Genomic DNA, 25,233 nt, shown 5'->3' with positions numbered 1-25,233 from the left:
TGGATCTGAGGGGCGCAATATTCGCTTAACGGCGTTGATAGCGGAAATACCAGACCTCATGCCCCTGGCGCCGCGCTTTTGCTTCATAGCGTGTTTCCGGCCAACCGCCCGGCCGATTAGTCCAATCGGAAGGACTTTTACAAAGCCAGTTAAATTCCGGCCGCTGGTTCATGATCATCATCGCCCATCGCAAATAGACAGGGTGATCCGTGCCAAACCGAAACTCGCCCCCTGACTGTAATTTTGCAGCGATTAGATCAATCGGACCATGGTTCATAAACCGTCTTTTGGCATGACGTGCTTTCGGCCATGGATCAGGATGGAGCAAATAGACAAAACGCAAACTATCATCGGGGATGCGCTCCAAAACATCCAGCGCATTGCCCATATAGAGGCGAATATTGGGCAACATGGCTTGTTTCACATGCTGCAACGCGCCCACCACACCATTTAGATAAGGCTCACATCCGATAAACCCGTGATCTGGCAACATATCCGCGCGCGCCGCCATATGTTCGCCGGCACCAAAGCCAATTTCAAAATGTAAGGGACGATCGTCTCCAAATAAATTGGCCGATGATACCGGCCCTTCGGTCGGCACGCTAATTTGCGGGAGGAGATTTTCCACCAAATCGACCTGGCCATCGCGCAAAGCATGCCCTTGCCGCCGGCCATAAAGCTGACGGATAGTGGTGGGGTCGCTACGTTCTGATTTTTCGATCATTCCATTTTCCGCGATTTTGTTGCGCGCCGTCCATTCTGACTGGGCAGCAAATCCATTTCCGTGCCCTGCTAAAACTATTGAATATCAACGGCAATAGCGGCAAAAATATTCCAAACTTCCTATTCGTCGGTCGATAATCCCCTATCAATCGTAATGGTCGACCCCTCTTCAGGCCAGGTAGTCGAGCTGGATATCGCGGCCCCTTGATTGATCGCGGCTATCAAGGTTTCAGGAACTGGAAGCACGTTGATATCAGGATATATGTCCTGCTGTCCCAGTTTCATGTGAACCGGTGTGTATCGTCTTCGATTGTCTCCAGATATCGCGCCCGACAAACTATTCCGGTAAACGGACAAGGCTCTCCCTGAATCGCCCAACGGCAAGATGTAACTGTCTTTGCTCTCATTGGCACGATATATTGTCCATTGCCCGTAATCTCCGGGATCACGGCAATAAATTACGGTTTCTAAGGGCTTATCTCCATTCTTCATTTCTTCTTCAGCGGCGCTTACACTCACGCTGCCAATTAAGGCATCAACCAGACTAGGGCGGAACCGTTTCGCCTTTGACTTCAGTTTCATTTTTTTGGCACAGAGTTTAATGGCCGCAATGTCCTTGGCTTGTTCAAGCCTATCCCCGGTTTCGATTGCTGAAACAATTTTCGGAATTTCAATTGCCAAAGATTCCGCATCAAATTCAGCTGAAGAATAACGAATTTTGAGGAGCCAGCGATTAATGGGAACCATGGCAATCGCCGTGCTCCTATAGCGCGATTGCGTCAGACTATAGGAAACTAACATACCGGCCGCCGATGATTGCCCTTGTGGCGTAAAAACCCTGTCAGTTACCACTTTTGGGGCGAATTGGCCCATTCTGCCCATCATCAAGCTTTGCGTTGCGGTTTCAAACCACATTGGGAGATTGTTAATTGCAGGACGGTACAGATAGAGCGTCAAAGCTCCCTGCTTGTCCGGATCCGTATAGGAAAGAACAACATCCAGCTGGTCTTGAGTCAAGTCACGAATGGCTGAACGGTCAAATCTCCCTATTTTCGTCGGAAAACCGGATCCGGTATGTTGGTGAATCCAGACCTTATCCGGTTCTGATGGAATGTCCGTTGGTTGCGCAAAAGCTTCTGCATAACCAAAAACAAGGAAAAAGCTGAACAGAAACAGAATTTTGCGCATTTGACTGGCCCCCTGACGCTATCTCTCACAGCATAAGATTGTCACAACCTATTAGCAATGAAAGCTTAGGCGAAAGTCAGCTGACGGCAGCTTTTAGGGCATCTACCAGATCAGTCTTTTCCCAAGTGAACAAATCGCCATCAGCTTGCCGTCCAAAATGGCCATAGGCCGCAGTGGATCCGTAAATTGGCTTGTTCAGGTTCAAATGGGTCCGAATGCCTTTTGGCGTGAGGCGCACCAATTTTGGGAGAATCTCTTCCAGCTTTTCTTCGCTAACGGTGCCTGTGCCGTGCAGATCGACATTGATCGACAAGGGCTCGGCGACACCAATGGCGTAAGACAGTTGAATGGCACAGCGCTTGGCGAGGCCGGCTGCGACGATATTCTTGGCCAGATAGCGGGTAATATAAGCGGCCGAACGATCCACTTTTGTCGGGTCTTTTCCGGAAAAAGCACCTCCGCCATGCGGACTGGCACCGCCATAGGTATCGACAATGATTTTGCGGCCGGTCAGGCCTGCATCACCGTCGGGTCCGCCAATTTCAAAGCGGCCGGTGGGATTGACATGAATAACCGTATTGTCGGTAATGAAACCATCGGGCAGCACCCCATGAAATACGCCCATCACATAGTCACGCAATTCTTCATAAAGCGCAGGATCATCGCCATCTTTATAATAGCCTGGTGCGTGTTGTGTGGAAACCACCAGCGCTGTCGCTTCAACCGGCACTTCATTGACATAGCGCAACGTGACTTGGCTTTTGCTGTCAGGCTCTAAAAACGGGGCTTTCCCGCTATGACGATCAGCAGCCATTTGTTTCAAAATCTGATGCGAATATTGCAAAGTCGCTGGCATGAGGTCGGGCGTTTCATCACTGGCATAGCCAAACATAATGCCTTGGTCGCCCGCGCCCTCATCCTTGTTACCGCTTTCATCAACACCTTGGGCAATATGTGCAGATTGTGGATGCAAGTAATTTTCAAAGTGCAAGCTTTCCCAATGAAAGCCCTCTTGTTCATAGCCAATATTTTTGACGACATTGCGCACTGTTTTTTCAATCTCTTCCAACGCCCCATCAGCCCAATTGCCGTCTGTATCAATCATGCCTTGGCCGCGCACTTCGCCGGCCAATACCACGCGATCAGTGGTCGTGAGCGTCTCACAAGCCACACGCGCTTCTGGGTCTTTTGAGAGAAACAGATCGACAATTGCATCGGAAATTTGATCGGATACTTTGTCGGGATGGCCTTCGGATACAGATTCGGAAGTAAAAATAAATTCTGAACGCATGGGTTTTCCTAGTAATTTGCGGCTCGAGCACGTCCGCACAGATATAAAGAAAGGTTTATATGCGCTCTTTAACGCGCGCGTGACCGGATGGCAATGGCACAAATCAGCAAAAATAGTGCAAAGCCGAGAGACAGAATATTGCCATATCGCGCAAAAATGGTCGGATTTTCCGGTCGCGGCAATTGCGTATCAATGCGGCCGGCTTGGCCCATGGGAATGTCATGCAGCACGGCTCCCCGGCTGGATATCACCGCTGAAATACCTGTCGGCGTCGAACGGATGACTGGCAATCCTTCTTCTAGGGCGCGCAGCCGCGCTTGGGCGAGATGCTGCGGCGGTCCCCAAGCGCCAAACCACGCATCATTGGATGGATTGAAAATAAAGTCGGGACGGTTTTCACGATGGACCACTTGCCCGGAAAATATAATTTCATAACATATTTGCAGACCCATTTTGCCAAAGCCGGGAAGATCCACAGATCGCGGCCCAGGACCGGGCCAGAAATCAAAGTCGCCGGGCGCGAGCCGGGACAAGCCGATCGCCGACAAGATCGGACGCATCGGGAGATATTCGCCATAAGGAACCAAGTGACTTTTGTCATAACGGCCGACAAGATTACGCGCAGAATCCATCGCATAAACGCTATTGCGCGCGCCGATGGCACGCCGCGCTTGCGGTTGCATGGTTTCATCAAATTCCAGCTTCAATGCGCCTAATATCAACATATCACCGGGCTTCATCAGGCTGGTAAGTTGTGCACGAACCAAATCCGCCGGACGGCCATAATAATAGCGCTGGGGATAGCCCGCCTCGAGATAATCCGGAATGGCCGCTTCCGGCCAGAAGAGCAAGCGCGGCTGATCCTCTTTGCGAACCGTCAACCCTGCCAATTTTGCAAGATTACGTTCTTCATAGCCCGCCTGCCATTTATCTTGCTGGCCAATATTGGGCTGCACGATCGTGATGTCTGGCTGTTTCCCGGACGCTGTTCGATCTGCCCCACTGCCGATAAAGGCAAGCCCAACGGCCGCTGCTGAAAAGACAGCCAAATCAAAAACGCGTCGCAAAACAAGGCGCCATTCTTGCATCAATATCCTATTGAAAACCGCGCGGCATAGCGCCGCCAAAAGGATAAACGCTCCGGAGAATCCGTATGTTCCGATTGACCGGGCGCTGGCGGCAAACGGGGTATCGATCAAAATTACGCCCAATGGATTCCAGATAAATCCGCTAAACACCCAACTGCGCAGCCATTCGGTGATGATCCAAAACCCAGCAAATGCCAGGCCGAACAGGAGAGGCCGTCCGCGGCCCACAAGCCATGCCCCCCAAGCGGTGAGTGCGGGATAGACTGCAAGATAGAAAGCCAAGAGAATAACGGCGATATAGCCGAGCCATTCCGGCATGGCCGCTTGAAAGGTAAAGGCTTTGGCAATCCAGTTTAACCCGACGATAAAATGACCCAGGCCAAAGAGCCAACCGGATATAAAGGCAGACTTGCGACTGGTCGATCCGTTCACAAGTGCCATCCAGCAAGCCAATGCGATTAAGCTCACCGGCCAAAGCCCGAGCGGCGCAAAACCCGCGGCCGAGGCTGTGCCAATCGCAAAAGACAGCCAATAGGGGTGACGATGGAATAATGATTTGAGAATTTTCACGCGCAACTTCTGCCGTTTTCAGAGCGCAGGTTCAAACATTAAATAGAGAATGCGCCAGTTTGGTCTCATTTCCTGCAACCTCGATCCGGTTGCATGCTTTTGGAAACTGTCCGATTCCCAATTGCCGGACCCGATCAAGCCCCGTAATGGGGAGAGATGGAAAAAATATTGCTGATATTGCTGGCCTTCGCACAAGCCCAACCAACCGAAACATCCCCATCGACCGGTTCTGTGCAATCGCCCATGGCGCTCACCGCCATTCAAAAGCGTGATCTCAACTGTGTCGCGGTTTTTGCGATTGTCGCCTCCGAGCAACAGCGCGGTATCGATTCTGCGCTACGCTATCCGTTGCTGATCGAACGCGGGCGAACCTATGCGGGACAGACGGGAGAGCGGGTCATGGCGGAAACCGGTCAAAGCCGAGATCAGATTCAAAATGCAATTTTGGCAGCAGCAGCCATGCAACAGGAAAAGGTCAAACAGGGTGAAGAGCCCGCAGACGTGGTCGCTGGCGCGATGGACACCTGTTTACCGCTGCTCGATGCAGCGCTGCCGCCCAAACCAAAGCCCAGCCTCAACCAATGCGCCGGCATGATGCAGCTTGCCTTTGAACAAGTTTATCACCGCGAGAGGTTGTCGAAAAAGGCGCAGGACTTGAAGACTCTCGCCTTTGTGCTGGACAATCGTGCGCGAGAAAAAATGCGCGCCGAAGGCAAAAGCGGGACCGAAAGCGATATCATACTTACGCAAACCCGCGAAGATATTCGGACCATGGAACAAAAGACCGGGACCGAACCCACATTTGATATTGATCATTGCTTCACTCTGGCCGCACCGAAGAAGAAAGAGCAGAATTTTGAGCACTGAACTGCGCCCTTTTCACTTGGCCTTTCCGGTCGATAATTTGACTGCTGCGCGGCAGTTTTATACTCAAATATTGGGATGTACGGAGGGCCGGAGCAGCGATTACTGGATTGATTTTAACTTTTACGGCCATCAAATTGTCACCCATAAACTGGCTCCCACCAAGACTTCGGATCCCGCTGCAGATGCGACAAATTTGGTGGATGGTGATGCTGTTCCGGTTCCGCATTTTGGTGTCATTTTGACGATGGAACAGTGGACCGCACTTGCGGCACGTCTCGAAAGACATGGCACGCAATTTATCATCGCTCCGACGATAAGATTTCAGGGACAAGTTGGCGAACAAGCCACCATGTTTTTCCGCGATCCGAGCGGAAATGCTTTGGAATTTAAAGCTTTTGCCGATGACGACCAATTGTTCGCAACCGATTAATCGACCGGCAAGTTGATCCGTCTAAAATGATCTGCTTAGACCGGATGATCCTGTTTCCACCGATCCAACGCATGTTCCAAATGGCTCTCGGCCAAATCCCGTGCACTATGGCGTTGCAGGCCGAGAGAATCCGCCAAACGTTCACCAATGAGAGCATCGCCTAGCGCCATAAGCACCAAGGTGAGCGTATCTTGGTGCATTTCTCGATCTTCGTGGCCGCCTTCACCAACCTCGTCGACCAATGCGTGAATGGCATCAACAATCGGGTCCAGCGCATCTTCATTTCCGGTCAGCAACATCCACGAAGACAAAGCGCCGGCACCCTGCTTGTCAAACGCATCAAATGTCAAATCCACAATATCGCGAACCGTTCCTTCGCCCGTTCGGGATTTTAAAACTGCTTCAGCAATCGACCCGCAAACCTGATCCGTGAGATATTGTGCCAGTGATTTTTGCAAGCCCGATGCCGAACCAAAATGATGCAATAAATTGGCATGGGTGCGACCGATACGCGAGGCCACTGCCTTGAGCGTAACCGCTTGCGGACCGGCTTCGATCAGCAATTCACGAGCAGCGGCCAGAGCCATGCTGCGGCTTTCTTCCGGAGAGAGGCGACGTTTAGCTATTGACATCTATGTAAGTAACCCTATTATCTTCCCTATCATCTAGACCGCATTCCATCCAAAAGCGACCCCTTATGAATATGCATAGCAGCGTGCAAGCCGAACCGGAAACAATTGATACACCGACGCCCGCCGATCATGTGATAACGCCGCGGGATCGCCGCTTTGGCCGCGAAGATGCGCTAGAGGCTGGCCGTTGGTGGCTCGGTGAAGATCCGATTGCGACCGCCTTTTATAACTCTCTATCCCTAACCTTTCCTCGCGGAGAAGCGTTTTTCATCGAAAGCGTCAAAGCCTTTCGTGACGTCACTCCGGAAAAATTGCAGCAAGAAATTCGCGCCTTCGTCAAACAGGAAATCTTGCATACGCGCGAACATGTTGCCTTGAATCGTCGCGTCGCAGAAGCGGGATATGACACCGGAAAAATAGACAAACGCGTCGCCGAGTCGCTGGCCTTGACCAAAGATCGGCCGGCGATCACCAATTTGGCGGCGACGATGATCCTCGAACATTTTACCGCGATCATGGCGCAACAATTTATTGCCAATCCGAAGCATTTCAAAAATGCCGATGCGGAAACCGCCAGTTTGTGGCGCTGGCACGCACTGGAAGAAATTGAACATAAAGGTGTGGCTTATGATACGTGGCTCTATGCCACCCGCGACTGGTCCCGTTGGCAACGCTGGAAAGTCAAAACCCTGATGATGCTCATCATCACGCGCAATTTCTGGACCAACCGCTACAAAGATTCACTCGATCTGCTGGCACAAGACGGATTTACTGGTTTTTCAACCAAAGCGAAATTGCTCAAATTCCTGCTGTTTTCACCTGGAGTCGCTCGCAAAGTCATAATACCCTGGGTCAAGTTTTTCCTGCCCGGCTTCCATCCTTGGAATGAAGACGACCGGCATCTGATCAATATGGCCGATAGCGCATTTGCCGCGGCGCGGCCGGATGAAACGCAGCCAGCTTAGCATCTTTTGATATGACGGTTTTGGTCACCGGCGATAGCCTTCAAGGCGCAGGTGACGCGCGCCGTTCGACCGATTTCAATCGCACCGCCTGGCCAAGCTGATCGCAACGGGCGATGATATTTTGCTCTTTTGTAAAGATGCAGACTGTGCGGACATGGTCATATGGTCCGAAACGCATGATCTGCCGCAACAGCATCACCCGGCCGCCATCATCCGTGCCCTGACCAGAAATCACAATATCTCCATCCTCTTCCATAGTTGTATTGTCGGCTTGAAAATCCGTAAAAGGCAGGCTTTTCATTGCGCCCAAAGCAAGCGTCTCGCGCTGATCTTTGGTCAACCTGCCAACCGAAGGATTGCTCCCCAGGCTGGATGCAACAATCACCAAAGGTTGCGACGCATCAGGAACAATATCCTGAGGCCCATCGGTCAAAATCAAACCGCTGCCAGCTAAGGTACGGACCGCCCGAAATTGGGCACGGTCAGCTATGACAAAAGGCAATTGATCAATTTCCTCCTCTAAGGTTCCGCGCATTTGAAACCGCACAGATTGGAGCGATGCCATCACTGCTTCGTCGGAATAACCTTTACTATTCTGTGGAATCTGGATGGTAACCATCGCGGTGCTATCGCTATTACGAGCGATTAGGACCCATTTGCGATAGGTAGTGCCTTGTTGAATTTGCTCACCCTTGACCAGCAAAGCTTCCACATTGGCATCTAAGGTCACGGGTTGCACCGGACTTGTCACCGTCATCCGCGACGCTAAGCGCTCAGCGGTAAAATTCGGCGCAATTTCGGCATAGGCAGCGACCGGAAATGAAGCAACTATGATCGAAGCACCGGCCGCGCTGTCGAGAAATCCGGAAAAACTATCCGCCGGGATCATTGCGCCCGGGGGCACCAGACCGACCACTCCGTCATTGGGGAATATTGGCTCTTTCGCCATGGCTGAAACCGGCTGCAGCAGCATCAATATGGCGCTCAAAAATGTGGCTAAGAATATTTTGCCTGGAAACATATATCCACCTTCATCAGTGATCGCGAAGCTGGTTTCCTAAAGAAACCAGCGGATCGGTTCATTGATAAGCAGGCGCCGCACCAGTGCAAGGACAATCGCCGCGAGGCTTAATGTGCGGTGCGATTTCCCGTGGCATTTGCATCTACTTTTTCAACCCATTCAGGGAAAAAGCTAGGCGCGCGGGTTGACCATCCCGGAGCGGTAGCCGCCGCTTCACTGATAGATTGCAACAATCCCTTGCGGGTCTTGGGGTGCAAATGAGGCAAGGAAGCTGCGGCGCAAAAACTGCCGGGCAACCATGGCCGGGCATCAGGGCCGAGCAAACGTTCGTACAAAAAGCGGTAAGCCGGAAAACTGTTAATCCGGCCTTGGCCCAGATCATAAGCGGACAGTGCAATCAGCGCTGGCATGAAATCTTCTATGCCATTAATGGCGCAATCATCGGGAATGGCTTTGCGAATTTCATTCAGCCGTTTGTATAATTTCATTTGGACCTTAATACCGGCTTCTTCCACGGCATCGCGCGACCAGGTTTCCACAGCATCGGCACGATCCAAACCAACATCAAGCGAGCGCCGGATATAGCGTTGCGTTGCCGAACCGAAGCCCGCAAATTCCTTCATTTCTGCTAATGTCATCGCACCGGGTATTACTTGCATATCTTTGGCCATGGTAACTCCTACTCTGGAACATTGGTCCTTTGTCCACGCAGCCATTGGACCAAAACATGGTTAGCATTTGGTTAAACATGGCTTTGCGGATGGAAATCGGTCATGAAACAGCGCTTATGCCGTTAAAATTCCATGGTATTTCGTGCATTGAAGGTGCAGGATTCGACCAACGGCAACCACGCTTCGACCGGACACAATTGAGATAGAGACATTTGATACCATTTTATCCTAAGCTTGATCCCAAGAAGAAATTAGGCATGCCATGAGAAAATTCGAAATTGGAAATCACAAACCATCGGTCGGACAACAGGTCGCGATCCTTTCGATTCTGGGCTTTTGGCTATTCTATGTGATCATCATTACGCTGCGCGCCGCAGTGGGGGATTGGCCCGCCCAGGAAGAACTCGCGATCCGCCGAGTCGTGGTGACGATCCTTGGTATCGCCATTACCTATATGCTCTATCGCTTACTGCGATTGTTTGAGGATCGCGCACTGTCGACCCGTATCATCACCGCTTTTGCCGGCGCCATTCCCTGTGCCATCGCGATTGCTGCTTTCAACTTTTACATGTTCAATGTCTACGATCCGCAAAGTCTGTTTGACGAAAAGCATATGGAAGAAATGCGAAAATATATGGAGCAGGAAAATTTCGCGCTCAAAGTGATTGTAGAAGATAGTATCTCCCGGTTCTTCTTCATGATCAGTTGGGCCTCTTTATATTTGACGCTGAGTTATGCTTCGGAAGTGCGAACCGTCGAGCGCAAAGCCTCCCGATTTGCGCAAGCTGCCCAGGACGCGGAATTGCGGAGTCTGCGCTATCAAGTAAACCCGCATTTCCTGTTCAACACATTGAATAGTTTGAGCACATTGGTCATGCGCAGCCAGCCTGAAGAAGCCGAAGAGATGATCCTCAACCTGTCAAAATTCTATCGCACCAGCCTGTCAGGAGATCCGCTCGAAGATGTCGCCTTGTCCGAAGAAGTGCATTTGCAAAATCTTTATCTCGACATTGAAGCCGTGCGTTTTCCCAAGCGGCTAAAAACCGAAACCGATATACCCGCAGAATTGAACGATGTGCTTGTCCCGGGTCTAATCCTGCAGCCTTTGGTGGAGAATGCGATCAAACATGGTGTGGCGCATAGCAAACGGCCGGTGACCATAAGCATAAGCGCGACGACAAAAGGTGATTTTCTGAAGCTGACCGTGGCGGATGATGGCGAAGCCAATGCCGAGCATGCATCCAGCGATCAGAATAACGGCATTGGTCTTGCGAATGTCCGCGATCGATTGGAGACTAGATTTGGCACACAGGCCAAGCTAAAAACCACGCGATTGGACAAAGGCGGTTTTGTTGCAGAACTGATCATGCCTCTCTTGGCGGATATATAAAATGGCAAACGAGATAATACCCGATGCATCGCCGGCTACAACACAGCTTAATACGCTGATTGTGGATGATGAGCCTTTGGCAATTGAACGGTTACAACTGCTTTGCGCCCGGCAGAAAGATATTAATCTGGTCGGCACAGCCAGCGACGGTGAAGCCGCTATTCGATTGGCTGAAAAGCTCGCTCCGGATTTGCTCCTGCTCGACATAGCCATGCCCGGTATGGATGGTCTGGCTGTTGCAGAGAAACTCGCGGAAATGCCGCATCCACCCGCTATTATATTTGTCACCGCCTTTGACAAATTCGCGGTGGAAGCTTTTGGCGTGGCAGCGATCGATTATGTCCTCAAGCCGGTAGAGAATAAAAGACTATCGCTTGCCATCTCGCGCGTTGTTGAACGCAAGAATGAGCGAAGCGAGCGCGCCGAAAATGCTGTTGAAGACAGCCCTTGGGCCGAAGAATTTTGGGTGCCCTATAAATCGGAACTGCGCCGTATCGCCGCATCCGAAATTAATCGGATTGAAGCCGAACGCGACTATATGCGCTTGCATGTTGGCGGTGAACAAGGTTCTGGCCAAGGCGGCACGAGCTACTTGCTTCACCAAACCATTACCGGGTTGGAGAAACGTCTTAATCCCGAACAATTTATCCGGTTACACCGTTCCCATCTGGTACGCCGGGACTGGATTGCTGGTCTGCGCCATGATGGCGGTGGGATCTGGATGGCTTGTTTGCAATGCGGAACAGAAATTCGCATCGGTCGCACCCATTTAGCGGAAGCGAAGAAACTCGCCGGCCGATAAACGTTCCAACAGATTTCCAGATCGATCCCATCAGCCGCTTTGCTTCCTATTGCATCGCCCAAAAAATAAACCCCGGTGTAAGGGCACCGGGGTCAATAGTTGGTTTGGCCAAATAGAGGGCCGCTTAATTGGGATTCGCGGCTCTTGAGTTAACTTAGCTTCCGCCGATCACCACCGAACTTGAACCCAAGGTTCCCGCTTCGGCTCTGGCGATTAGAGAGACTTGCGCGCGTTTGGCGGACTGTTTCGCTTCCTGCATGCAATTGCTGTGATCCACCGCATCGCGAAGATTTTTGGAATCGAAGCCGCCGCAAACCTTGCGCACCGCGCCTTTAATCCGACCATCGAGAGCAGATTGGCCTTCGGTGCTGGTTAGATCGAGATCCGCATAGCTGACTTCGACCGACTTGGTGATCCGGCCTTGGGCGTTGGCTGCGGCGGAAAAGCCGGTAGCGGTTACGGCCAAAGCGGTGGCAGCAAAAATAGCTTTGCTCAGATTAGATTGTGTCATGTGTTCACTCCTCACTCATATTTAGGGACAAACACCGGCAATAAGGGGGAAGCCGGCTTGTCCTCATTATCCCTCCGCTAAGAGGGGGGGGTATGAGTACGGAAGCAGTTGGTTTCGACCAGCTCGGGGAAGAGCGTTTCACTATTGCCTCTGCTCCCGTCTCGTATTTTTAGATAGGACAAAGCGGTTCGGCGAGCATCTGATCTTCTATAAACAGCCATTTTGATCGACCGGCGGCAAAAAGCTTCGACCAACGACACAAGAATGTCGATCAACGTAAAACAATGTAACTATTGTTACTATTCAATTAGTTACAGATGACACCGAATCATGGTGTTTTATATGACTAAATCAGCCCTGAGAGCGGACTTGATGGGTCTGCATACATGCGGCGGCCCATCCGACCCGATAAATAAGCTTCGCGGCCAGCCTCTACGGCAAGCTTCATCGCGCGCGCCATCCGAACCGGTTGTTTGGCTTCAGCTATGGCCGTATTCATTAATACGCCATCACAGCCCAATTCCATCGCAACCGCTGCGTCGCTGGCCGTGCCAACGCCGGCATCGACCAAGACCGGGACGCTGGCCCCTTCGACAATCAGACGAATCGTGACCTGATTTTGAATACCCAGTCCAGACCCAATGGGAGCGCCCAGCGGCATGATCGCGACGGCGCCGGCATCTTCCAGCTGTTTCGCGGCTATCGGGTCATCGACACAATAGACCATCGGCTTGAAGCCTTCTTTGGCGAGCACTTCGGTCGCTTCCAAAGTTTCGCGCATATTGGGATAGAGGGTTTTGGCTTCACCAAGCACTTCCAGCTTGACCAGGTCCCATCCGCCCGCTTCACGGGCCAGACGCAATGTGCGAATAGCATCATCCGCATTGAAGCAGCCTGCTGTATTGGGCAGATAGGTAATTTTCTTGGGGTTAATAAAATCGGTCAGCATCGGTTGATTGCGATCCATGACGTTGACGCGCCGGACGGCAACCGTGACTATTTCCGCGCCTGCCGCTTCTACTGCCGCGGCATTTTCTTCAAAATCCTTATATTTGCCGGTGCCGACGATAAGACGGGAGGTAAATTTCTGCCCAGCGACGCTCCAACAATCCGCGCTATTGTGATCGCCGCCGCCAACAAAATGGACAATTTCCAATTGATCACCTTGTTCCACTGGGACATTGGCAAGCGTAGACCGAGTCACAATTTCGCGATTGCGTTCCACCGCAACTTTTTCAGGTTCCAGATCCAGCATCCTGACGAGATCGGCCACCGTCATCCCGCGAGCAATCGTCTTGCTATCTCCATTGAGCTGAATTGAAATTTCCGCCATTGCCAATGTTTCCATTTGTTTGATCTCGCTTTTCGGAATCGAGCCCTATAAAGAGGCCATATAAAGAGCTAAGCAGTGCCGCAACCAAAAGCGCATCATGGGGGACATTATATTGTCAGAAGGAAATAGCACCGACAGGACCGTGTTTGTCCTAAACGGCCCCAACTTGAACCTATTGGGCATGCGCGAACCGGAAATTTATGGCGCCGACACGCTGGATGAGATTGCCGGACGCCTGGAGGATCAAGGCCATGCCCTCTCCCTTGCCGTGGATATCCGGCAAAGCAATCATGAGGGTCATCTTGTCGATTGGCTGCAAGAAGCCGCCGCGGATCGCGCGCTGGCCGTGATCCTCAATGCCGGTGCTTTAACCCACACATCCATTGCTCTGCATGACGCGATCAAAGCGATTGATGTCCCGGTTATCGAAGTGCATCTGTCCAATCCGGCCGCCCGTGAAGAATTTCGGCACAAGAGTTTGATCGCACCGGTTGCAAAAGGAACGATTTGCGGCTTTGGTGCGTTGGGATACGCATTGGCGCTGGATGCCGCCAGCAAATTTTAGAGCAGAATTTTAACTTCAAAATGGGAACCGGTTATGGCCGCAAAAAAAGACAGTAATGGCAGCATGAATGTGGACCTAGATATAGTACGGGAACTGGCCGGGATATTAGACGGTGCCAGTCTCAGTGAAATAGAAGTCGAAGATGGCGACCGCAAAATAAGGGTTTCTCGCGGCGGCGGTGCACCGGCTGCTGTCCAGGCTGTTGCTGCCCCTCTGCCTGCCCCTGCTGCGGCCGCAGCTCCTGTGACAGCGGCCACGCCTCCTCCTGCCGACGATCATGCCGGCGCGCAAAAATCTCCGATGGTCGGGACAGCCTATCTCGCTCCGGATCCCGATGCAGCGAATTTTATCAGCGTGGGCGATACCGTCGCAACCGGTGATACATTATTGATTATCGAAGCGATGAAAGTGATGAACCCGATTCAAGCGGAAAGCGCTGGCACGGTCAAAGCCATATTGGTCGAAAACGGCCAGCCTGTGGAATTTGATCAACCGCTTGTTGTGATTGCGTAGATGGGGTTTAGCGCATGACTATCAACAAAATACTGATTGCCAATCGCGGTGAAATTGCGTTGCGAATATTGCGCGCTGCGCGCGAACTGGGCATTGATACGGTGGCTGTCCATAGCACAGCCGATGAAGACGCCATGCATGTCCGGCTAGCCCATGAGGCTATTTGTATCGGCCCGCCATCTGCAACCGACAGTTATCTCAGTATTCCTGCAATTATTTCTGCAGCGGAAATTAGCGGCGCGGATGCCATTCACCCAGGCTATGGGTTTCTTTCTGAAAATGCGCATTTTGCGGAAGTTGTCGAAGCCCATGATATTAAATGGATTGGTCCCAAGCCGGAGCATATCCAGGTCATGGGCGACAAGGTCGCTGCGAAAAAGACAGCTGGTGAACTGGGCATCCCGCTGGTGCCGGGCTCCGATGGTGCGGTGAGTGAAATTGAGGAAGCCAAGGCGGTGGCTGCTGATGTTGGTTATCCGGTGATCATCAAAGCCGCATCTGGCGGCGGCGGGCGCGGCATGAAAGTCGTGAACAGCGAAGCTGAATTGGAAACCCAGATGAAGCAAGCGGGGACCGAAGCCAAGGCAGCCTTTGGCGACGCGACCGTTTATATAGAAAAATATCTTGGGGATCCGCGCCATATTGAATTTCAGGTTTTCGGCGACGGACGCGGCAACGCGATCCATTTGGGTGAGCGGGATTGTTCCTTGCAAAGGCGCCACCAAAAGGTTCTGGAAGAAGCGCCATCCCCCGTCATCAGCGCAGAACAGCGCGAACGCATGGGTAAAGTCTGTGTCGATGCCATGAAAGGCATGGGCTATCGTGGTGCGGGCACGATTGAATTTTTGTACGAAAATGATGAATTTTACTTCATCGAAATGAACACCCGGCTCCAGGTGGAACATCCGGTCACAGAAATGATCACCGGTTTTGATCTGGTGCGGGAACAAATCCGCATTGCAGATGGCCGGGATTTGTCGGTGAAACAGGAAGACCTGGAATTTTCCGGACATGCTATTGAATGTCGGATCAACGCCGAAAATCCGAAAACCTTTGCGCCGTCACCAGGAAAAGTTGTCGGCTATCATCCACCAGGCGGCATGCATGTGCGCGTGGATAGCGGTCTATATGCCGGCTATGCGATCCCGCCTTATTATGACAGCATGATCGCAAAGCTCATTGTCTATGGCCGGACTCGCGACGGTTGTATGATGCGGCTCGCCCGCGCTCTGGACGAATTTGTCATCGAAGGCGTCGAAACAACCATCCCGCTGCACCAAAAGCTGGTTTATGATGAAGGCTTCCAATCGGGTGAATATACGATCAAATGGCTGGAAGAATGGTTGGAGAAAGACGAAAATCCTTAGTTTTACGTCAAAACTGCCTGTATTTTGTTCAGATAAGTCGATTCTTTCCTGAATATTACAGCGCAGTTCAGCTGACCGACAGGGTTAACACGCTATGACTTGTTGCACAGATGCGGCAAATGGGGTCGCGAAGCTACGGAGTGAGTCTATGCGACTATTTTTATTCACCGGTCTAATGGCGGCAACCATGCTGACACCAGCAGCGGCATCCGCTGCAGAAATTGCGCCAAATTTAAACGCCAACGGAAATCTGATCACCTCGGATCTGACTGGCACTGCGGCCTTCCAACGGGATCAACGCAGTGAACGCAGAGCCAATCGGGGTAATCGCGGAAACCGAGATGCGCGACGGGCCAATCGCGGCAATCGCGAAGCGCGGCGGGCCGTAAGATCCGAAAATCGCAATAATCGCGGACGGGCTAATGTTATGTCCGATGGCGATCGCGCAGAAGCGCGGCAACAACGCCGACAAAATCGAAATGTTGATCGTGGGTTTTCGCAAAGCCGCAGCCGCGCAGATGTAGGCCGGTCTAACCGCCAGGCCCGTCGTGCAGAAGCACAGCGTAGCGAACGCCGAGCCAATCGCCGGGCCAATGCGCGCGGGGATAGCAATCGCAATGGCCGCGTCGACCGCCGGTTTGATCGCAACAGAGATGGCCGGATTGATCGCCGCTTTGACCGCAATAATAATGGCCGCGTGGACCGCCGTGTGGATCGCAATCGCGATGGTCGGATTGATCGGCGGTTCCGGGAAAATCGTCGTGGCATTGCGCGGGGTAACCGGGATAGCCGCGTCGATCGTCGCTATCGGGACAATCGGCGCTATCGTGATGGACGCCGTTATGGCTATCGCAACGATCGACGGAATTACCGTCAGTGGAATCGCAGCTGGCGCAATGATCGGCGCTATAACTGGCGGAATTACAGAAAATATAATCGCAACTATTACCGTGTGGGCCGCTATTATGCGCCGTATCGCAACCATCATTATCGCCGTTGGAATATCGGCATTTTCTTGGGCTCTTCCTTCTACGGGTCGCGCTACTGGATAAATGATCCTTGGCGCTATCGCTTGCCTCCGGCTTATGGTGGCTATCGCTGGGTCCGCTATTATGGCGATGTGTTGTTGGTCGACACATATGATGGCCGCGTGGTCGATGTGATTTACGACTTTTTCTACTAAGTCGACCAATCCACACTATCCTTAGGCCCTGTTTCGTTGGGCGAGGCCCGTAATCAGCAATGATTGCGGGCCTCCATCTATATTATCTCTTGAAACCATTTCCTCTCCGTCGCACACAGGGAAAAAGAGCAAAGGAAAGATAGCGATATGATCCGACAATTGATTGGAATAGCGGCATTGGCATGCGCCACTCCCGCAATGGCAACATCGGAAACGCCAGCAAAACAGGTGACCATTATCAGCGCTGGTAATTTGATCGCTGATCCCGCGCAAGGCGCAAGCGGACCAGCAACCATCACCATTATTGATGGCAAAATAGCCTCAATTGTCTCGGGATCTGCAGTGCCCACGACGGTTGAAGACAATATCACCATCATCAACATGTCCGACAAAACGGTTATGCCTGGCCTGATTGACCTTCATGTCCATTTGACCGGTGATCCGGGCGGTGATTTCTGGAAGCAAGCGACCGAGCCTGCCGAATGGGGCGTTGTCGTTGGCGCAAAAAATGCTCGGATCACAGCCAAGGCCGGCTTTACCACCGTGCGCGAAGCGGGATCTTCACAATATTCGGGATTCTCGCTCCGTAAGGGCACGGCAGAAGGCGTTATTCCCGGCCCGCGCATCATTGCGGCCGGACCCGCTTTGGCAATTGTCGGTGGTCATGGCGATACGACCGGTTTCAAAGAAGATATTAATGATGCTCTGGCCAGCGGTTACAGCTGCACTGGCCCCGTGCAATGCGCGGAAAAGGTGCGCAAAGCATCCCGTGCCGGATCAGATATTATCAAAATTACGGCAACTGGCGGCGTTTTGTCCCAGCAGGGCCGCGGTCTTGAGGCGCATTTTACCAATGCAGAAATGACCGCAATTGCCGATACCGCCCATTCGCTTGGCTTAAAGGTCATGGCTCATGCGCACGGGGCCCGCGGCATTGAAGCAGCAGCCCGCGCTGGCATTGATACAATTGACCACGGAACATTTGCTGACGAAGCGGCACTAAAAGCGATGAAGGCCAATGGCTCGGCTTTGGTTCCGACATTAATGGCCTTTCAAGGCGTCGCCGAAGGATTGGGTAAAAATATCTACACACCAGTTGTTGAGGCCAAGATTCGCGAAACCTTGGGAAGCGTTGGCAAGGCCGTGACGATGGCCAAGAAAATGGGCGTTCCAGTCGCCTTCGGCACCGATGCTGGTGTCTTTGGACATGGCCGCAATGCAGAGGAATTTGCGCTGATGGTCCAGCATGGTTTGACCCCACAAGAAGCCGTTATTAGCGCCACCACTTTGGCGGCTGAAGTATTGGGCATGGAAAAGGAAATTGGCCGGATTGCTACGGGCTATTCTGCCGACATCATCGCGTTTGACGGCAATCCTTTGGAGGATGTGACAGTGTTGGAAAATGTTGATTGGGTCATGGTTCGTGGCCGAGTGATTGACTGACTCGCCTGATGAGCACATCCCCTTATACCGCTCTTCCAAAGACAAAGGTCACGCGGAATAACAGCCCCAAACGGCTTGCCGAGATTACCCGTTCAGTGACGGATAAGCTCAACGCGCACCCGCATGTGCAATGGCTGGAAAGCCCGCATGCACAGCTTTTTGTCCATCAGAATTTTCTCAGCGATGCGGATTGTCAGCTGCTGATTGATATGATCGATCAGGAAGCGGTTCCGTCTTCCTTGTACAAAGGCACCGAGCGGGAAGGCTATCGCACAAGCTATAGCTGCAATGTCAGTATAACCGACAAGGATATCCAAAGGATCGAAGAGCAAATTTGCGCTCTTATGGGGCTGGAAAATTCGCACAGCGAAGTGCTGCAGGGCCAACGCTATGAAGTTGGCCAAGAATTTAAGGACCATCACGATTTTTTTCATGAAAGTGAAGATTATTGGACCAAGAATGAAGCCAATAATGGCGGCCAGCGGAGTTGGACGGCGATGGCCTATCTCAACGAACCCGAACAAGGTGGGGCAACAGCTTTTCCGCAATTGGAATATCAAGTCGAACCGCGCAAAGGCATGCTGCTCATGTGGAATAATATGGGGTTGGACGGCCGACCAAATCTGAACACGTTACATGCTGGTGCACCGGTCATCAAAGGCACGAAATATATTATCACAAAGTGGTTTCGCTTGAATCGGTGGAAAGGCCGTTGGTGATGGCAAGCCATTGAGTTTGATCGCAATTCAATGATAATTTACAGCCGTTGACGGACCAACAACCGATTTCTTTCGACCAACGACTTCACCGATCGTTGCAGGTGAAACCAAGCTGTGTTAGCCATGCATAACAGTTTAATAGGGAAACATCATGATCAACAAAACGCTCACCTTGCTCGCCAGCGCCAGCCTTTTGGCCACCACTTCCTGCGCTTCTGCCCAAAACACATCAATTGCCAGTGCTGCTGCTCAAGAAGAAGCCGCCAAGCCGGCTGCAACCGAAGGCGAAAAAATGAAGGCGTTGTTCGCGAAAAGTGATGCGGACAATCTCGAACGCAATCCCATTGGTGCCCTGTTCCGTGGTGATGAACGTTATGCAGATCGTCTGGGAGACTATATCAGCGATGCCTATTTTGCCGCAGAACTCGCTGCGCAAGAAAAGGAATTGGCCGCATTAATGGCGATTGACCGGAACCAGCTCAGCGTGACCGACAAAATTGCTTATGACGTGTTTGAGCGCAACAAAAAACAAGCCATTAGAGGCATGTCCAAAGAAATTATGGACCTCAGCGTGGTGCGTCCGCTCAATCATTTTAGCGGTTTTCATACCTTTTACCCAACTTTTGCATCGGGCAAAGGCGCGGCACCTTTTAAAACGGTGAAAAATTACGACGATAATCTGAAACGCCATGCACAGTTTATCACCCTTATTGATCGCTCCGTCGGTCGGTTCCGTCAGGGTATGGACAGCGGCGTGTTTGAAACCAAATTGACCATCGGCAATGTTATCGAACAGCTCGCCACACAAATGGGACTAGGCCTTGAAAATAGCCCGTTCATGGCGCCGACTCAGCAATTTCCGGAAGATTTCAGCGACGCAGACAAAACGCGGCTAAACGCTGAATATGAAATGGCCACCAAGAAAATCTTCGCATCCTATCAAACCATGCATGATTTTCTGAAAAACGAATATCTCCCGCTCGCCCGTGAAGGCGTCGGACTGTCCTATATGAAGGGCGGAGATGTAATGTATAAACATCTTATCGAGAACACGACCACTTTGCCGCTGGAAGCGGACTATATTCATAAGCTCGGCATTAGCGAAGTGGCGCGGATCAAGACCGAGATGGAAGCGATTAAAGACGAAGTCGGATTTAAAGGGACGCTGTCTGAATTTTTCACACATTTGCGAACCGACCCCAAATTCCATCCGGAATCCCGGGAAGCCTTGACCCAAGGCTATTATGATCTCGGCAAACAGGTCGACAAGGTCATCTCTACGCAGTTTAAAGTGCTCCCCAAATCGCCTTTGGAAATCCGTCCCTATGACGAGTCCATCGAGAAATTCCAGGCGGGCGGTTCATATCAAAGCGGCACGCCAGATGGTTCCCGTCCCGGTGTCTTTTATTTCAATGCTTATGATCTACCCTCGCGCAACACGTCCGGCATGACCACATTATATCTGCATGAAGGCGCCCCCGGCCACCATTTTCAAATTTCCCTTGCGCAGGAAAATGAAGACCTGCCGAACTTCATGCGTTTTGGGGGCAATACAGCCTTTGTCGAAGGCTGGGCTCTCTATTCCGAAAAATTGGGCTTCCCGATGAACATGTTCAATGATCCTTATCAGCGATTTGGTCATCTTGATGACGAAATGCTGCGCGCTATGAGATTGGTTGTGGATACCGGTCTCCACAGCAAAGAATGGACCCGCGAACAGGCCATTCAATATATGCTCGACAATAGCAGCATGGGCAAAACCGATGCGACGGCCGAAGTGGAGCGTTATATCGCCATCCCATCGCAAGCGCTGGCTTATAAAATCGGAGCGTTGACGATCCAGCGCCTCAAGCAAAAAGCGCAAGATGATCTCGGTGATAAATTCGATCCGCGCGAATTTCATGATCAGGTTTTGAACACAGGATCGCTTCCGATGACGGTTCTGGAAAAGAAGATCGACGACTGGATTACTTCCCAGGGCTAGATTTTGTCCGATAAAATTTGCAATCACTATTGCCCTTATACTCCGGTCACTATTATGCTGCCGTAAAGTATAGGGGCAATTTTTATGAATCACTTTGTCATTGCAGTGATGTTTTTCATCGCTTGTATTTGGAGCAATCCTGCATATGCCAAATGGATCGAAGCCAGCAGTGATCATTTCATAATTTACGCCAATAAAAACGAGAAGACGGTCCGCAAATTTGCGGAACGCCTGGAGCTTTTTCATGCTGCATTGGCCTATGGCCGGACCAATGTTTTGGCCAAACCCAGCCCGTCTAATCGCGTCACTATTTTTGTGGTCGGCAGCGAAGGAAAGGTTCAGAAGCTAGCGCGCTTTGGCGGTCGAAATATTGGCGGCTTCTATCTCCCGCGGGCCGGGGCAACCGTGGCCTTTGTTCCCGAGCTGCGCAAAGCCAGCAACAAGTTTCAAAACTCGCCGGAACAGATTTTGTTCCATGAATATGCCCATCATTTCATGTACGGAATAACCGACTATTCCTACCCTCGCTGGTTCTCCGAAGGTTTTGCGGAATTTTATTCGACGGTAAGGTTTGAGAAAGATGGCAATGTCGGTTTGGGGCTTCCCGCTGCACATCGGGCTTATGAATTGGGACGGGCCACTGATGTGCCGTTGATCGAATTGCTCAACACCAAAAAATACCTGGCCAACAAGAGAAAAGGCTATGATAATTTTTATGGTAAGAGCTGGCTGCTCTATCATTATCTGACCTTCAATCCGACACGGCGAAAGCAGTTTCGGGAATATCAACTGCGATTGACCAACGGTTCGAATGAAGAGGAAGCCGCTGAGGTTTTTGGTGATATTGGCCAATTGGCGAAAGATTTGGGTGTCTATCGGAGAAACCGCAAATGGTCCTATTTCTCTCGTCCGCGGGCCGAATTGAAGATCGGGCAAATAACGACTCGCCAACTGCGCTCCGGTGAAGCGAAAATGATGCCGGTTATCATGCGATCAAAACGCGGCGTAACAAGGGAACAAGCGATCGAACTGCTTCCACAAGCACAAGAAATAGCCGCCGGCTTTCCCAATGATCCGGCCGTTCAAGCCGCCTTGGCGGAAGCGGAATTTGATGCAGGCAATAATGCCGCCGCTATTGCCGCAGCGGATCGTGCACTGGTCAAGGATCCGCGCCATATTAACGCCCTTATTCAAAAAGGCTATGCTTTGGCTGCGCTGGCTAAGGATAGCGAAGAACCTGAAATTGACTGGAAAGCGGTCCGACGGCAATTTGTAAAGGCCAATAAAGTTGAGAATGATCACCCGATACCATTGCTCTATTATTATCGCAGTTACCGGGATGCCGGAGCAGAAATTCCAGAAATCGCTGTGCGCGGATTAGAGCGGGCACTGGAATTTGCCCCCTTTGATTCCAGCCTGCGTTGGATGGTAGCCAATCAACATGCCCAAGATCGGCGTTATGATCACGCTATTCAAATCCTGCGCCCGCTGGCCTTCAGCCCGCATCGCTCCAAACAATCACAATTGGCTGAACAGCTCTTGGAACAGTTCGAAGAAAAGCGGGATGCTGATGGGCAGCCACAAGCATCGAACTGAGCAGGTTTTTCGCGCCGATAACTAAGGGCGCAATCCATCGAGTATCACTCTGATCTGATGCAATTGCGGTAAAATATCATACCACAACTGATCGGGAATTTCCCGTCGCAACGTTTCTGCCATTGGTGTCAAAGAGGCAATGGCTTCCTTTCGGACCGCAGCCCCAGCAGCCGTTACGCAGACGCGGCGGATGCGCCGATCATCTGGTTCATGGACAAGCGCAACAAATCCCTTATCTTCCAATTTGCGGACCGTTGACGACATTGTCGGTTGCGCTACTTGCATGGCATTTGCCAATTGGCTGATGGTTTCTTGGGTATCGAGACGCAAAAGGTGATTGAGCACAGAAAACTGCGCGACGGTCATGCCTTTTGGCAATTGGTTCTGGAATAGATTGTCCGCCAGTTGGTTGATGATTCCAATTTCGGTCATCACCTCAAATTGAATGGGATCCCCTTCCAATCCGGCGGGGCGGGTTTGTTGCTCATGGCTTTCTTTCATTATCTGGCTTTAAGCGTTTAACAGGATAGATTCCACTGGCCATCTTGGTGACGGTTCGGGACGCGCGGCATAGCCTAATCGGAAAAAGCCTTGGACTCGGGCTGGTTCAGCCACATTCACAGCGCTGTGAAACTGTTTATAGAGATCAGCCATTTCGGGAAATTCCTGCAGGATTTGGCTGACCGGATGCATGGCCAGACCCATTTGCGTTGCCGCCTGGTTGAACCGCACCCATGTAGCGCCCGATTGTAACTGGGCGGCGCGGCTGTTTTCTTGCGATATCAGCCAGCCAAAGCTTTGCGTATTGTCGAGTATCTCCTGATACATGGATATTCCCGCATCATAAGCATTGGATCCTTTGTCGGCCAATTGCGCGCGTGAGACGATGCCGCCCAAACGCAAGGCTTCCATCATTGGTCCGCTCAAATCTATGCCATCCGGATTGGCATTTACCTCGGCAGCACCGATACGCATCAGATCCACGCTTTCCTTCTGCGTTCGATCGGTTGCATATTCCACCGACCAGGCTTGCCAATTCAATTCTCGCAAGCGAGCAACTTGATCGCTGTCACTGGTCATCGCCAGAGATATATTATTCACCAGATCCGCAGATATGGCGCTTTGCTCTAACGCCTTACTTTGAGCGGCGGTGATAATGTCATTGGTAAAGGCTTCTTTGGTACTGCGCCGCGCCAAGATAGTGGCGAAAAGAGGGTCGGATTTGATGGTGGGATCTTTTATCATCGTGACCGTAGCCAGCGGTCGCCGATCCAAAACCGGTTGTGGTTCGCCATCGGGAAAAGGATTGATATCCGCCCGATAGCCATTTTCGGCGGCGGCTTGCCGAAACAATTCCAGAAAAGCGCCAAACCCGATTGTAATCTGGCGGTTCGGTGGATCGGTGTGCGGTAAGCGTTTGTCCAAATCGCAATAAAGCTGAAAACTATCCTCCCCCTGCAGCTGAACCAGCCATGGTTGCCGGTTGTGCGGATTAGGCGCCAAAATGGCGTAAGCCAGGGCATCAATCCGCGGATCGCCAAAGCCTTGAGCCGCTTTTCGCCAAGGCTCTTGTGCCTGCGCAATCGACCGTGTTCCCACATAAGCACCAAAGCCGCCGCCTAATAAAAGCAAGGATGCGCCTCCGGTCTTTAATATCCGTCTGCGTGAAACCATCATCATTCTCCATAGCTGTCTTATATATAGATATCTATGTTTAAATGAAACCAATGTCAATCACGTCTGCCGGATCCATCCGGATTATTCTGTAGGGGAAATACACATAAGTCCGGCCGCATGATTCAACTCGTCTGGTGTTAAGGGCAGAACAACCGTCTTCGCTATACCTTCGGCCGGAAATATCTGTAAGCCGCTTTTGCGGTTTAACCCCAGCTTGTAACTGGGTTTGCGTCGATTGATCTTGGTCTGAATTTGGCCGAAATTGAGAATGCGTAACAACCGCTTGTTAACACTTTTTTAACTTTTTCGTTTAATAAAGGTTAACGCAATCAAAGCGAGTGGGGCATACTTAATTTGATCTGGTCTGCGATAGAAAATGACTTTTGCTTACTCCCCCGAAGCGACCCTATCCGAAACAGAACGCTATGTTCTGGGATCGCTCAATCAGACTTGGCCTTCGGCCGCAACGATGACGCCCGATATGATTGAATCGCACGAAGCGGCGGACAATCCTGCGCTTTTCGTTGATGCCGTCCAGACCTTGAGCGACAATGGAATGATCCTTTACGAAGCCTTTCTGACCGGCCACATTTCCGGCCCCCGTTTTCTCGACACGATGATCACGGCGCGCGGTAAAGCCGCGCTACAGTCAAGCGATGTTGATGCATGAAGCCTTGAACGGCATCTGCACAATGGTGAGAAAA

At 51.5% G+C, this 25,233-nt stretch carries 25 protein-coding genes; 14 read left to right on the top strand and 11 right to left on the bottom strand.

Annotated elements, in window-relative coordinates:
• Positions 1–25 precede the first annotated feature (25 nt).
• From ABJU74_RS09720 to lnt, 4 genes are all read right to left on the bottom strand, one after another.
• The gene (locus ABJU74_RS09720) at positions 26–724 is read right to left on the bottom strand and encodes a tRNA (guanine(46)-N(7))-methyltransferase TrmB (RefSeq protein WP_348383215.1); all 699 of its coding nucleotides are present in this window, start codon (positions 722–724) and stop codon (positions 26–28) included.
• Between the two features lie 119 nt (positions 725–843).
• Positions 844–1,911 (bottom strand): hypothetical protein, encoded by a 1,068-nt coding sequence (locus tag ABJU74_RS09715; RefSeq protein WP_348383216.1) that lies wholly within the window; start codon positions 1,909–1,911, stop codon positions 844–846.
• A 76-nt stretch (positions 1,912–1,987) separates the two neighbouring features.
• On the bottom strand, positions 1,988–3,202 hold the full coding sequence (gene metK / locus ABJU74_RS09710) for a methionine adenosyltransferase (protein WP_348383217.1): 1,215 nt from the start codon (positions 3,200–3,202) through the stop codon (positions 1,988–1,990).
• Between the two features lie 68 nt (positions 3,203–3,270).
• A complete protein-coding gene (lnt, locus tag ABJU74_RS09705) occupies positions 3,271–4,860 on the bottom strand; it encodes an apolipoprotein N-acyltransferase (protein WP_348383218.1) in 1,590 nt (529 codons plus the stop codon).
• Positions 4,861–5,016: 156 nt separating this feature from the next.
• Between lnt and ABJU74_RS09700 the strand changes: the two genes are divergently transcribed.
• Both ABJU74_RS09700 and ABJU74_RS09695 read left to right on the top strand, forming a co-directional pair.
• Positions 5,017–5,727: a hypothetical protein gene (locus ABJU74_RS09700; protein WP_348383219.1), complete on the top strand. Its 711-nt coding sequence runs from the start codon at positions 5,017–5,019 to the stop codon at positions 5,725–5,727.
• The gene (locus ABJU74_RS09695; protein ID WP_348383220.1) at positions 5,717–6,157 is read left to right on the top strand and encodes a VOC family protein; all 441 of its coding nucleotides are present in this window, start codon (positions 5,717–5,719) and stop codon (positions 6,155–6,157) included. The genes ABJU74_RS09700 and ABJU74_RS09695 overlap by 11 nt, the downstream gene beginning before the upstream one ends.
• 35 nt (positions 6,158–6,192) lie before the next feature.
• Here the strand turns inward: ABJU74_RS09695 and ABJU74_RS09690 are convergent, their stop codons facing one another.
• A complete protein-coding gene (locus ABJU74_RS09690; protein ID WP_348383221.1) occupies positions 6,193–6,789 on the bottom strand; it encodes a helix-turn-helix domain-containing protein in 597 nt (198 codons plus the stop codon).
• A gap of 65 nt (positions 6,790–6,854) precedes the next feature.
• Between ABJU74_RS09690 and ABJU74_RS09685 the strand changes: the two genes are divergently transcribed.
• A complete protein-coding gene (locus ABJU74_RS09685; RefSeq protein WP_348383222.1) occupies positions 6,855–7,754 on the top strand; it encodes a metal-dependent hydrolase in 900 nt (299 codons plus the stop codon).
• Between the two features lie 40 nt (positions 7,755–7,794).
• Here ABJU74_RS09685 and ABJU74_RS09680 read toward each other — a convergent pair whose 3' ends face one another.
• On the bottom strand, positions 7,795–8,775 hold the full coding sequence (locus ABJU74_RS09680) for a hypothetical protein (RefSeq protein ID WP_348383223.1): 981 nt from the start codon (positions 8,773–8,775) through the stop codon (positions 7,795–7,797).
• 107 nt (positions 8,776–8,882) lie between these two features.
• Positions 8,883–9,446 (bottom strand): hypothetical protein, encoded by a 564-nt coding sequence (locus tag ABJU74_RS09675; protein ID WP_348383224.1) that lies wholly within the window; start codon positions 9,444–9,446, stop codon positions 8,883–8,885.
• Positions 9,447–9,708: 262 nt separating this feature from the next.
• Between ABJU74_RS09675 and ABJU74_RS09670 the strand changes: the two genes are divergently transcribed.
• Together ABJU74_RS09670 and ABJU74_RS09665 are read left to right on the top strand one after the other, a co-directional pair.
• On the top strand, positions 9,709–10,836 hold the full coding sequence (locus tag ABJU74_RS09670; RefSeq protein ID WP_348383225.1) for a histidine kinase: 1,128 nt from the start codon (positions 9,709–9,711) through the stop codon (positions 10,834–10,836).
• Between the two features lies 1 nt (position 10,837).
• Complete coding sequence (locus ABJU74_RS09665) at positions 10,838–11,638, top strand: LytTR family DNA-binding domain-containing protein (RefSeq protein ID WP_348383226.1); 801 nt, start codon at positions 10,838–10,840, stop codon at positions 11,636–11,638.
• A gap of 154 nt (positions 11,639–11,792) precedes the next feature.
• Here the strand turns inward: ABJU74_RS09665 and ABJU74_RS09660 are convergent, their stop codons facing one another.
• Together ABJU74_RS09660 and thiS are read right to left on the bottom strand one after the other, a co-directional pair.
• The gene (locus tag ABJU74_RS09660; protein WP_348383227.1) at positions 11,793–12,149 is read right to left on the bottom strand and encodes a UrcA family protein; all 357 of its coding nucleotides are present in this window, start codon (positions 12,147–12,149) and stop codon (positions 11,793–11,795) included.
• 346 nt (positions 12,150–12,495) lie between these two features.
• Positions 12,496–13,482, bottom strand: a complete 987-nt coding sequence (gene thiS / locus ABJU74_RS09655) for a sulfur carrier protein ThiS (protein WP_348383228.1) — start codon at positions 13,480–13,482, stop codon at positions 12,496–12,498.
• Positions 13,483–13,594: 112 nt separating this feature from the next.
• Here thiS and aroQ point away from each other — a divergent pair, with 112 nt between their 5' ends.
• The 8 genes from aroQ to ABJU74_RS09615 all read left to right on the top strand — a co-directional run bounded on the left by aroQ (position 13,595) and on the right by ABJU74_RS09615 (position 22,852).
• A complete protein-coding gene (gene aroQ, locus ABJU74_RS09650; protein WP_348422844.1) occupies positions 13,595–14,047 on the top strand; it encodes a type II 3-dehydroquinate dehydratase in 453 nt (150 codons plus the stop codon).
• Between the two features lie 33 nt (positions 14,048–14,080).
• Positions 14,081–14,560: an acetyl-CoA carboxylase biotin carboxyl carrier protein gene (accB, locus tag ABJU74_RS09645; RefSeq protein WP_348383230.1), complete on the top strand. Its 480-nt coding sequence runs from the start codon at positions 14,081–14,083 to the stop codon at positions 14,558–14,560.
• Between the two features lie 14 nt (positions 14,561–14,574).
• Positions 14,575–15,927 (top strand): acetyl-CoA carboxylase biotin carboxylase subunit, encoded by a 1,353-nt coding sequence (gene accC, locus ABJU74_RS09640; protein ID WP_348383231.1) that lies wholly within the window; start codon positions 14,575–14,577, stop codon positions 15,925–15,927.
• A gap of 148 nt (positions 15,928–16,075) precedes the next feature.
• The gene (locus ABJU74_RS09635; protein WP_348383232.1) at positions 16,076–17,110 is read left to right on the top strand and encodes an RcnB family protein; all 1,035 of its coding nucleotides are present in this window, start codon (positions 16,076–16,078) and stop codon (positions 17,108–17,110) included.
• A gap of 147 nt (positions 17,111–17,257) precedes the next feature.
• The gene (locus tag ABJU74_RS09630) at positions 17,258–18,553 is read left to right on the top strand and encodes an amidohydrolase family protein (RefSeq protein WP_348383233.1); all 1,296 of its coding nucleotides are present in this window, start codon (positions 17,258–17,260) and stop codon (positions 18,551–18,553) included.
• Between the two features lie 8 nt (positions 18,554–18,561).
• Complete coding sequence (locus ABJU74_RS09625) at positions 18,562–19,272, top strand: 2OG-Fe(II) oxygenase (RefSeq protein WP_348383234.1); 711 nt, start codon at positions 18,562–18,564, stop codon at positions 19,270–19,272.
• Between the two features lie 151 nt (positions 19,273–19,423).
• A complete protein-coding gene (locus ABJU74_RS09620; protein ID WP_348383235.1) occupies positions 19,424–21,256 on the top strand; it encodes a DUF885 domain-containing protein in 1,833 nt (610 codons plus the stop codon).
• Positions 21,257–21,340: 84 nt separating this feature from the next.
• Positions 21,341–22,852, top strand: coding sequence for a hypothetical protein (locus ABJU74_RS09615; RefSeq protein ID WP_348383236.1), 1,512 nt, complete (start codon positions 21,341–21,343; stop codon positions 22,850–22,852).
• A gap of 21 nt (positions 22,853–22,873) precedes the next feature.
• Here ABJU74_RS09615 and ABJU74_RS09610 read toward each other — a convergent pair whose 3' ends face one another.
• Both ABJU74_RS09610 and ABJU74_RS09605 read right to left on the bottom strand, forming a co-directional pair.
• A complete protein-coding gene (locus ABJU74_RS09610; RefSeq protein WP_348383237.1) occupies positions 22,874–23,353 on the bottom strand; it encodes a MarR family transcriptional regulator in 480 nt (159 codons plus the stop codon).
• Between the two features lie 9 nt (positions 23,354–23,362).
• On the bottom strand, positions 23,363–24,532 hold the full coding sequence (locus ABJU74_RS09605; protein ID WP_348383238.1) for a hypothetical protein: 1,170 nt from the start codon (positions 24,530–24,532) through the stop codon (positions 23,363–23,365).
• Between the two features lie 373 nt (positions 24,533–24,905).
• On the opposite strand from ABJU74_RS09605, the gene ABJU74_RS09600 reads away from it, so the two are divergent.
• Positions 24,906–25,199, top strand: coding sequence for a hypothetical protein (locus tag ABJU74_RS09600; RefSeq protein ID WP_348383239.1), 294 nt, complete (start codon positions 24,906–24,908; stop codon positions 25,197–25,199).
• Positions 25,200–25,233: the final 34 nt, after the last annotated feature.

The sequence above is a fragment of the Parasphingorhabdus sp. genome (genome assembly GCF_039982415.1).
In the GTDB taxonomy this organism is placed as follows: domain Bacteria; phylum Pseudomonadota; class Alphaproteobacteria; order Sphingomonadales; family Sphingomonadaceae; genus Parasphingorhabdus.
Note: the sequence above shows the minus strand (reverse complement) of the source record. Positions and strands in the feature narration are given on the sequence as shown.

Coding starts and splice junctions, on each gene's coding strand:
- ABJU74_RS09720 (WP_348383215.1), bottom strand. CDS start 724: ATGATCGAAAAATCAGAACGTAGCGACCCCACCACTATCCGTCAGCTT.
- ABJU74_RS09715 (WP_348383216.1), bottom strand. CDS start 1,911: ATGCGCAAAATTCTGTTTCTGTTCAGCTTTTTCCTTGTTTTTGGTTAT.
- metK (WP_348383217.1), bottom strand. CDS start 3,202: ATGCGTTCAGAATTTATTTTTACTTCCGAATCTGTATCCGAAGGCCAT.
- ABJU74_RS09700 (WP_348383219.1), top strand. CDS start 5,017: ATGGAAAAAATATTGCTGATATTGCTGGCCTTCGCACAAGCCCAACCA.
- ABJU74_RS09690 (WP_348383221.1), bottom strand. CDS start 6,789: ATGTCAATAGCTAAACGTCGCCTCTCTCCGGAAGAAAGCCGCAGCATG.
- ABJU74_RS09685 (WP_348383222.1), top strand. CDS start 6,855: ATGAATATGCATAGCAGCGTGCAAGCCGAACCGGAAACAATTGATACA.
- ABJU74_RS09680 (WP_348383223.1), bottom strand. CDS start 8,775: ATGTTTCCAGGCAAAATATTCTTAGCCACATTTTTGAGCGCCATATTG.
- ABJU74_RS09675 (WP_348383224.1), bottom strand. CDS start 9,446: ATGGCCAAAGATATGCAAGTAATACCCGGTGCGATGACATTAGCAGAA.
- ABJU74_RS09670 (WP_348383225.1), top strand. CDS start 9,709: ATGAGAAAATTCGAAATTGGAAATCACAAACCATCGGTCGGACAACAG.
- ABJU74_RS09665 (WP_348383226.1), top strand. CDS start 10,838: ATGGCAAACGAGATAATACCCGATGCATCGCCGGCTACAACACAGCTT.
- ABJU74_RS09660 (WP_348383227.1), bottom strand. CDS start 12,149: ATGACACAATCTAATCTGAGCAAAGCTATTTTTGCTGCCACCGCTTTG.
- thiS (WP_348383228.1), bottom strand. CDS start 13,482: ATGGCGGAAATTTCAATTCAGCTCAATGGAGATAGCAAGACGATTGCT.
- accB (WP_348383230.1), top strand. CDS start 14,081: ATGGCCGCAAAAAAAGACAGTAATGGCAGCATGAATGTGGACCTAGAT.
- accC (WP_348383231.1), top strand. CDS start 14,575: ATGACTATCAACAAAATACTGATTGCCAATCGCGGTGAAATTGCGTTG.
- ABJU74_RS09635 (WP_348383232.1), top strand. CDS start 16,076: ATGCGACTATTTTTATTCACCGGTCTAATGGCGGCAACCATGCTGACA.
- ABJU74_RS09630 (WP_348383233.1), top strand. CDS start 17,258: ATGATCCGACAATTGATTGGAATAGCGGCATTGGCATGCGCCACTCCC.
- ABJU74_RS09625 (WP_348383234.1), top strand. CDS start 18,562: ATGAGCACATCCCCTTATACCGCTCTTCCAAAGACAAAGGTCACGCGG.
- ABJU74_RS09620 (WP_348383235.1), top strand. CDS start 19,424: ATGATCAACAAAACGCTCACCTTGCTCGCCAGCGCCAGCCTTTTGGCC.
- ABJU74_RS09615 (WP_348383236.1), top strand. CDS start 21,341: ATGAATCACTTTGTCATTGCAGTGATGTTTTTCATCGCTTGTATTTGG.
- ABJU74_RS09610 (WP_348383237.1), bottom strand. CDS start 23,353: ATGAAAGAAAGCCATGAGCAACAAACCCGCCCCGCCGGATTGGAAGGG.
- ABJU74_RS09605 (WP_348383238.1), bottom strand. CDS start 24,532: ATGATGATGGTTTCACGCAGACGGATATTAAAGACCGGAGGCGCATCC.
- ABJU74_RS09600 (WP_348383239.1), top strand. CDS start 24,906: ATGACTTTTGCTTACTCCCCCGAAGCGACCCTATCCGAAACAGAACGC.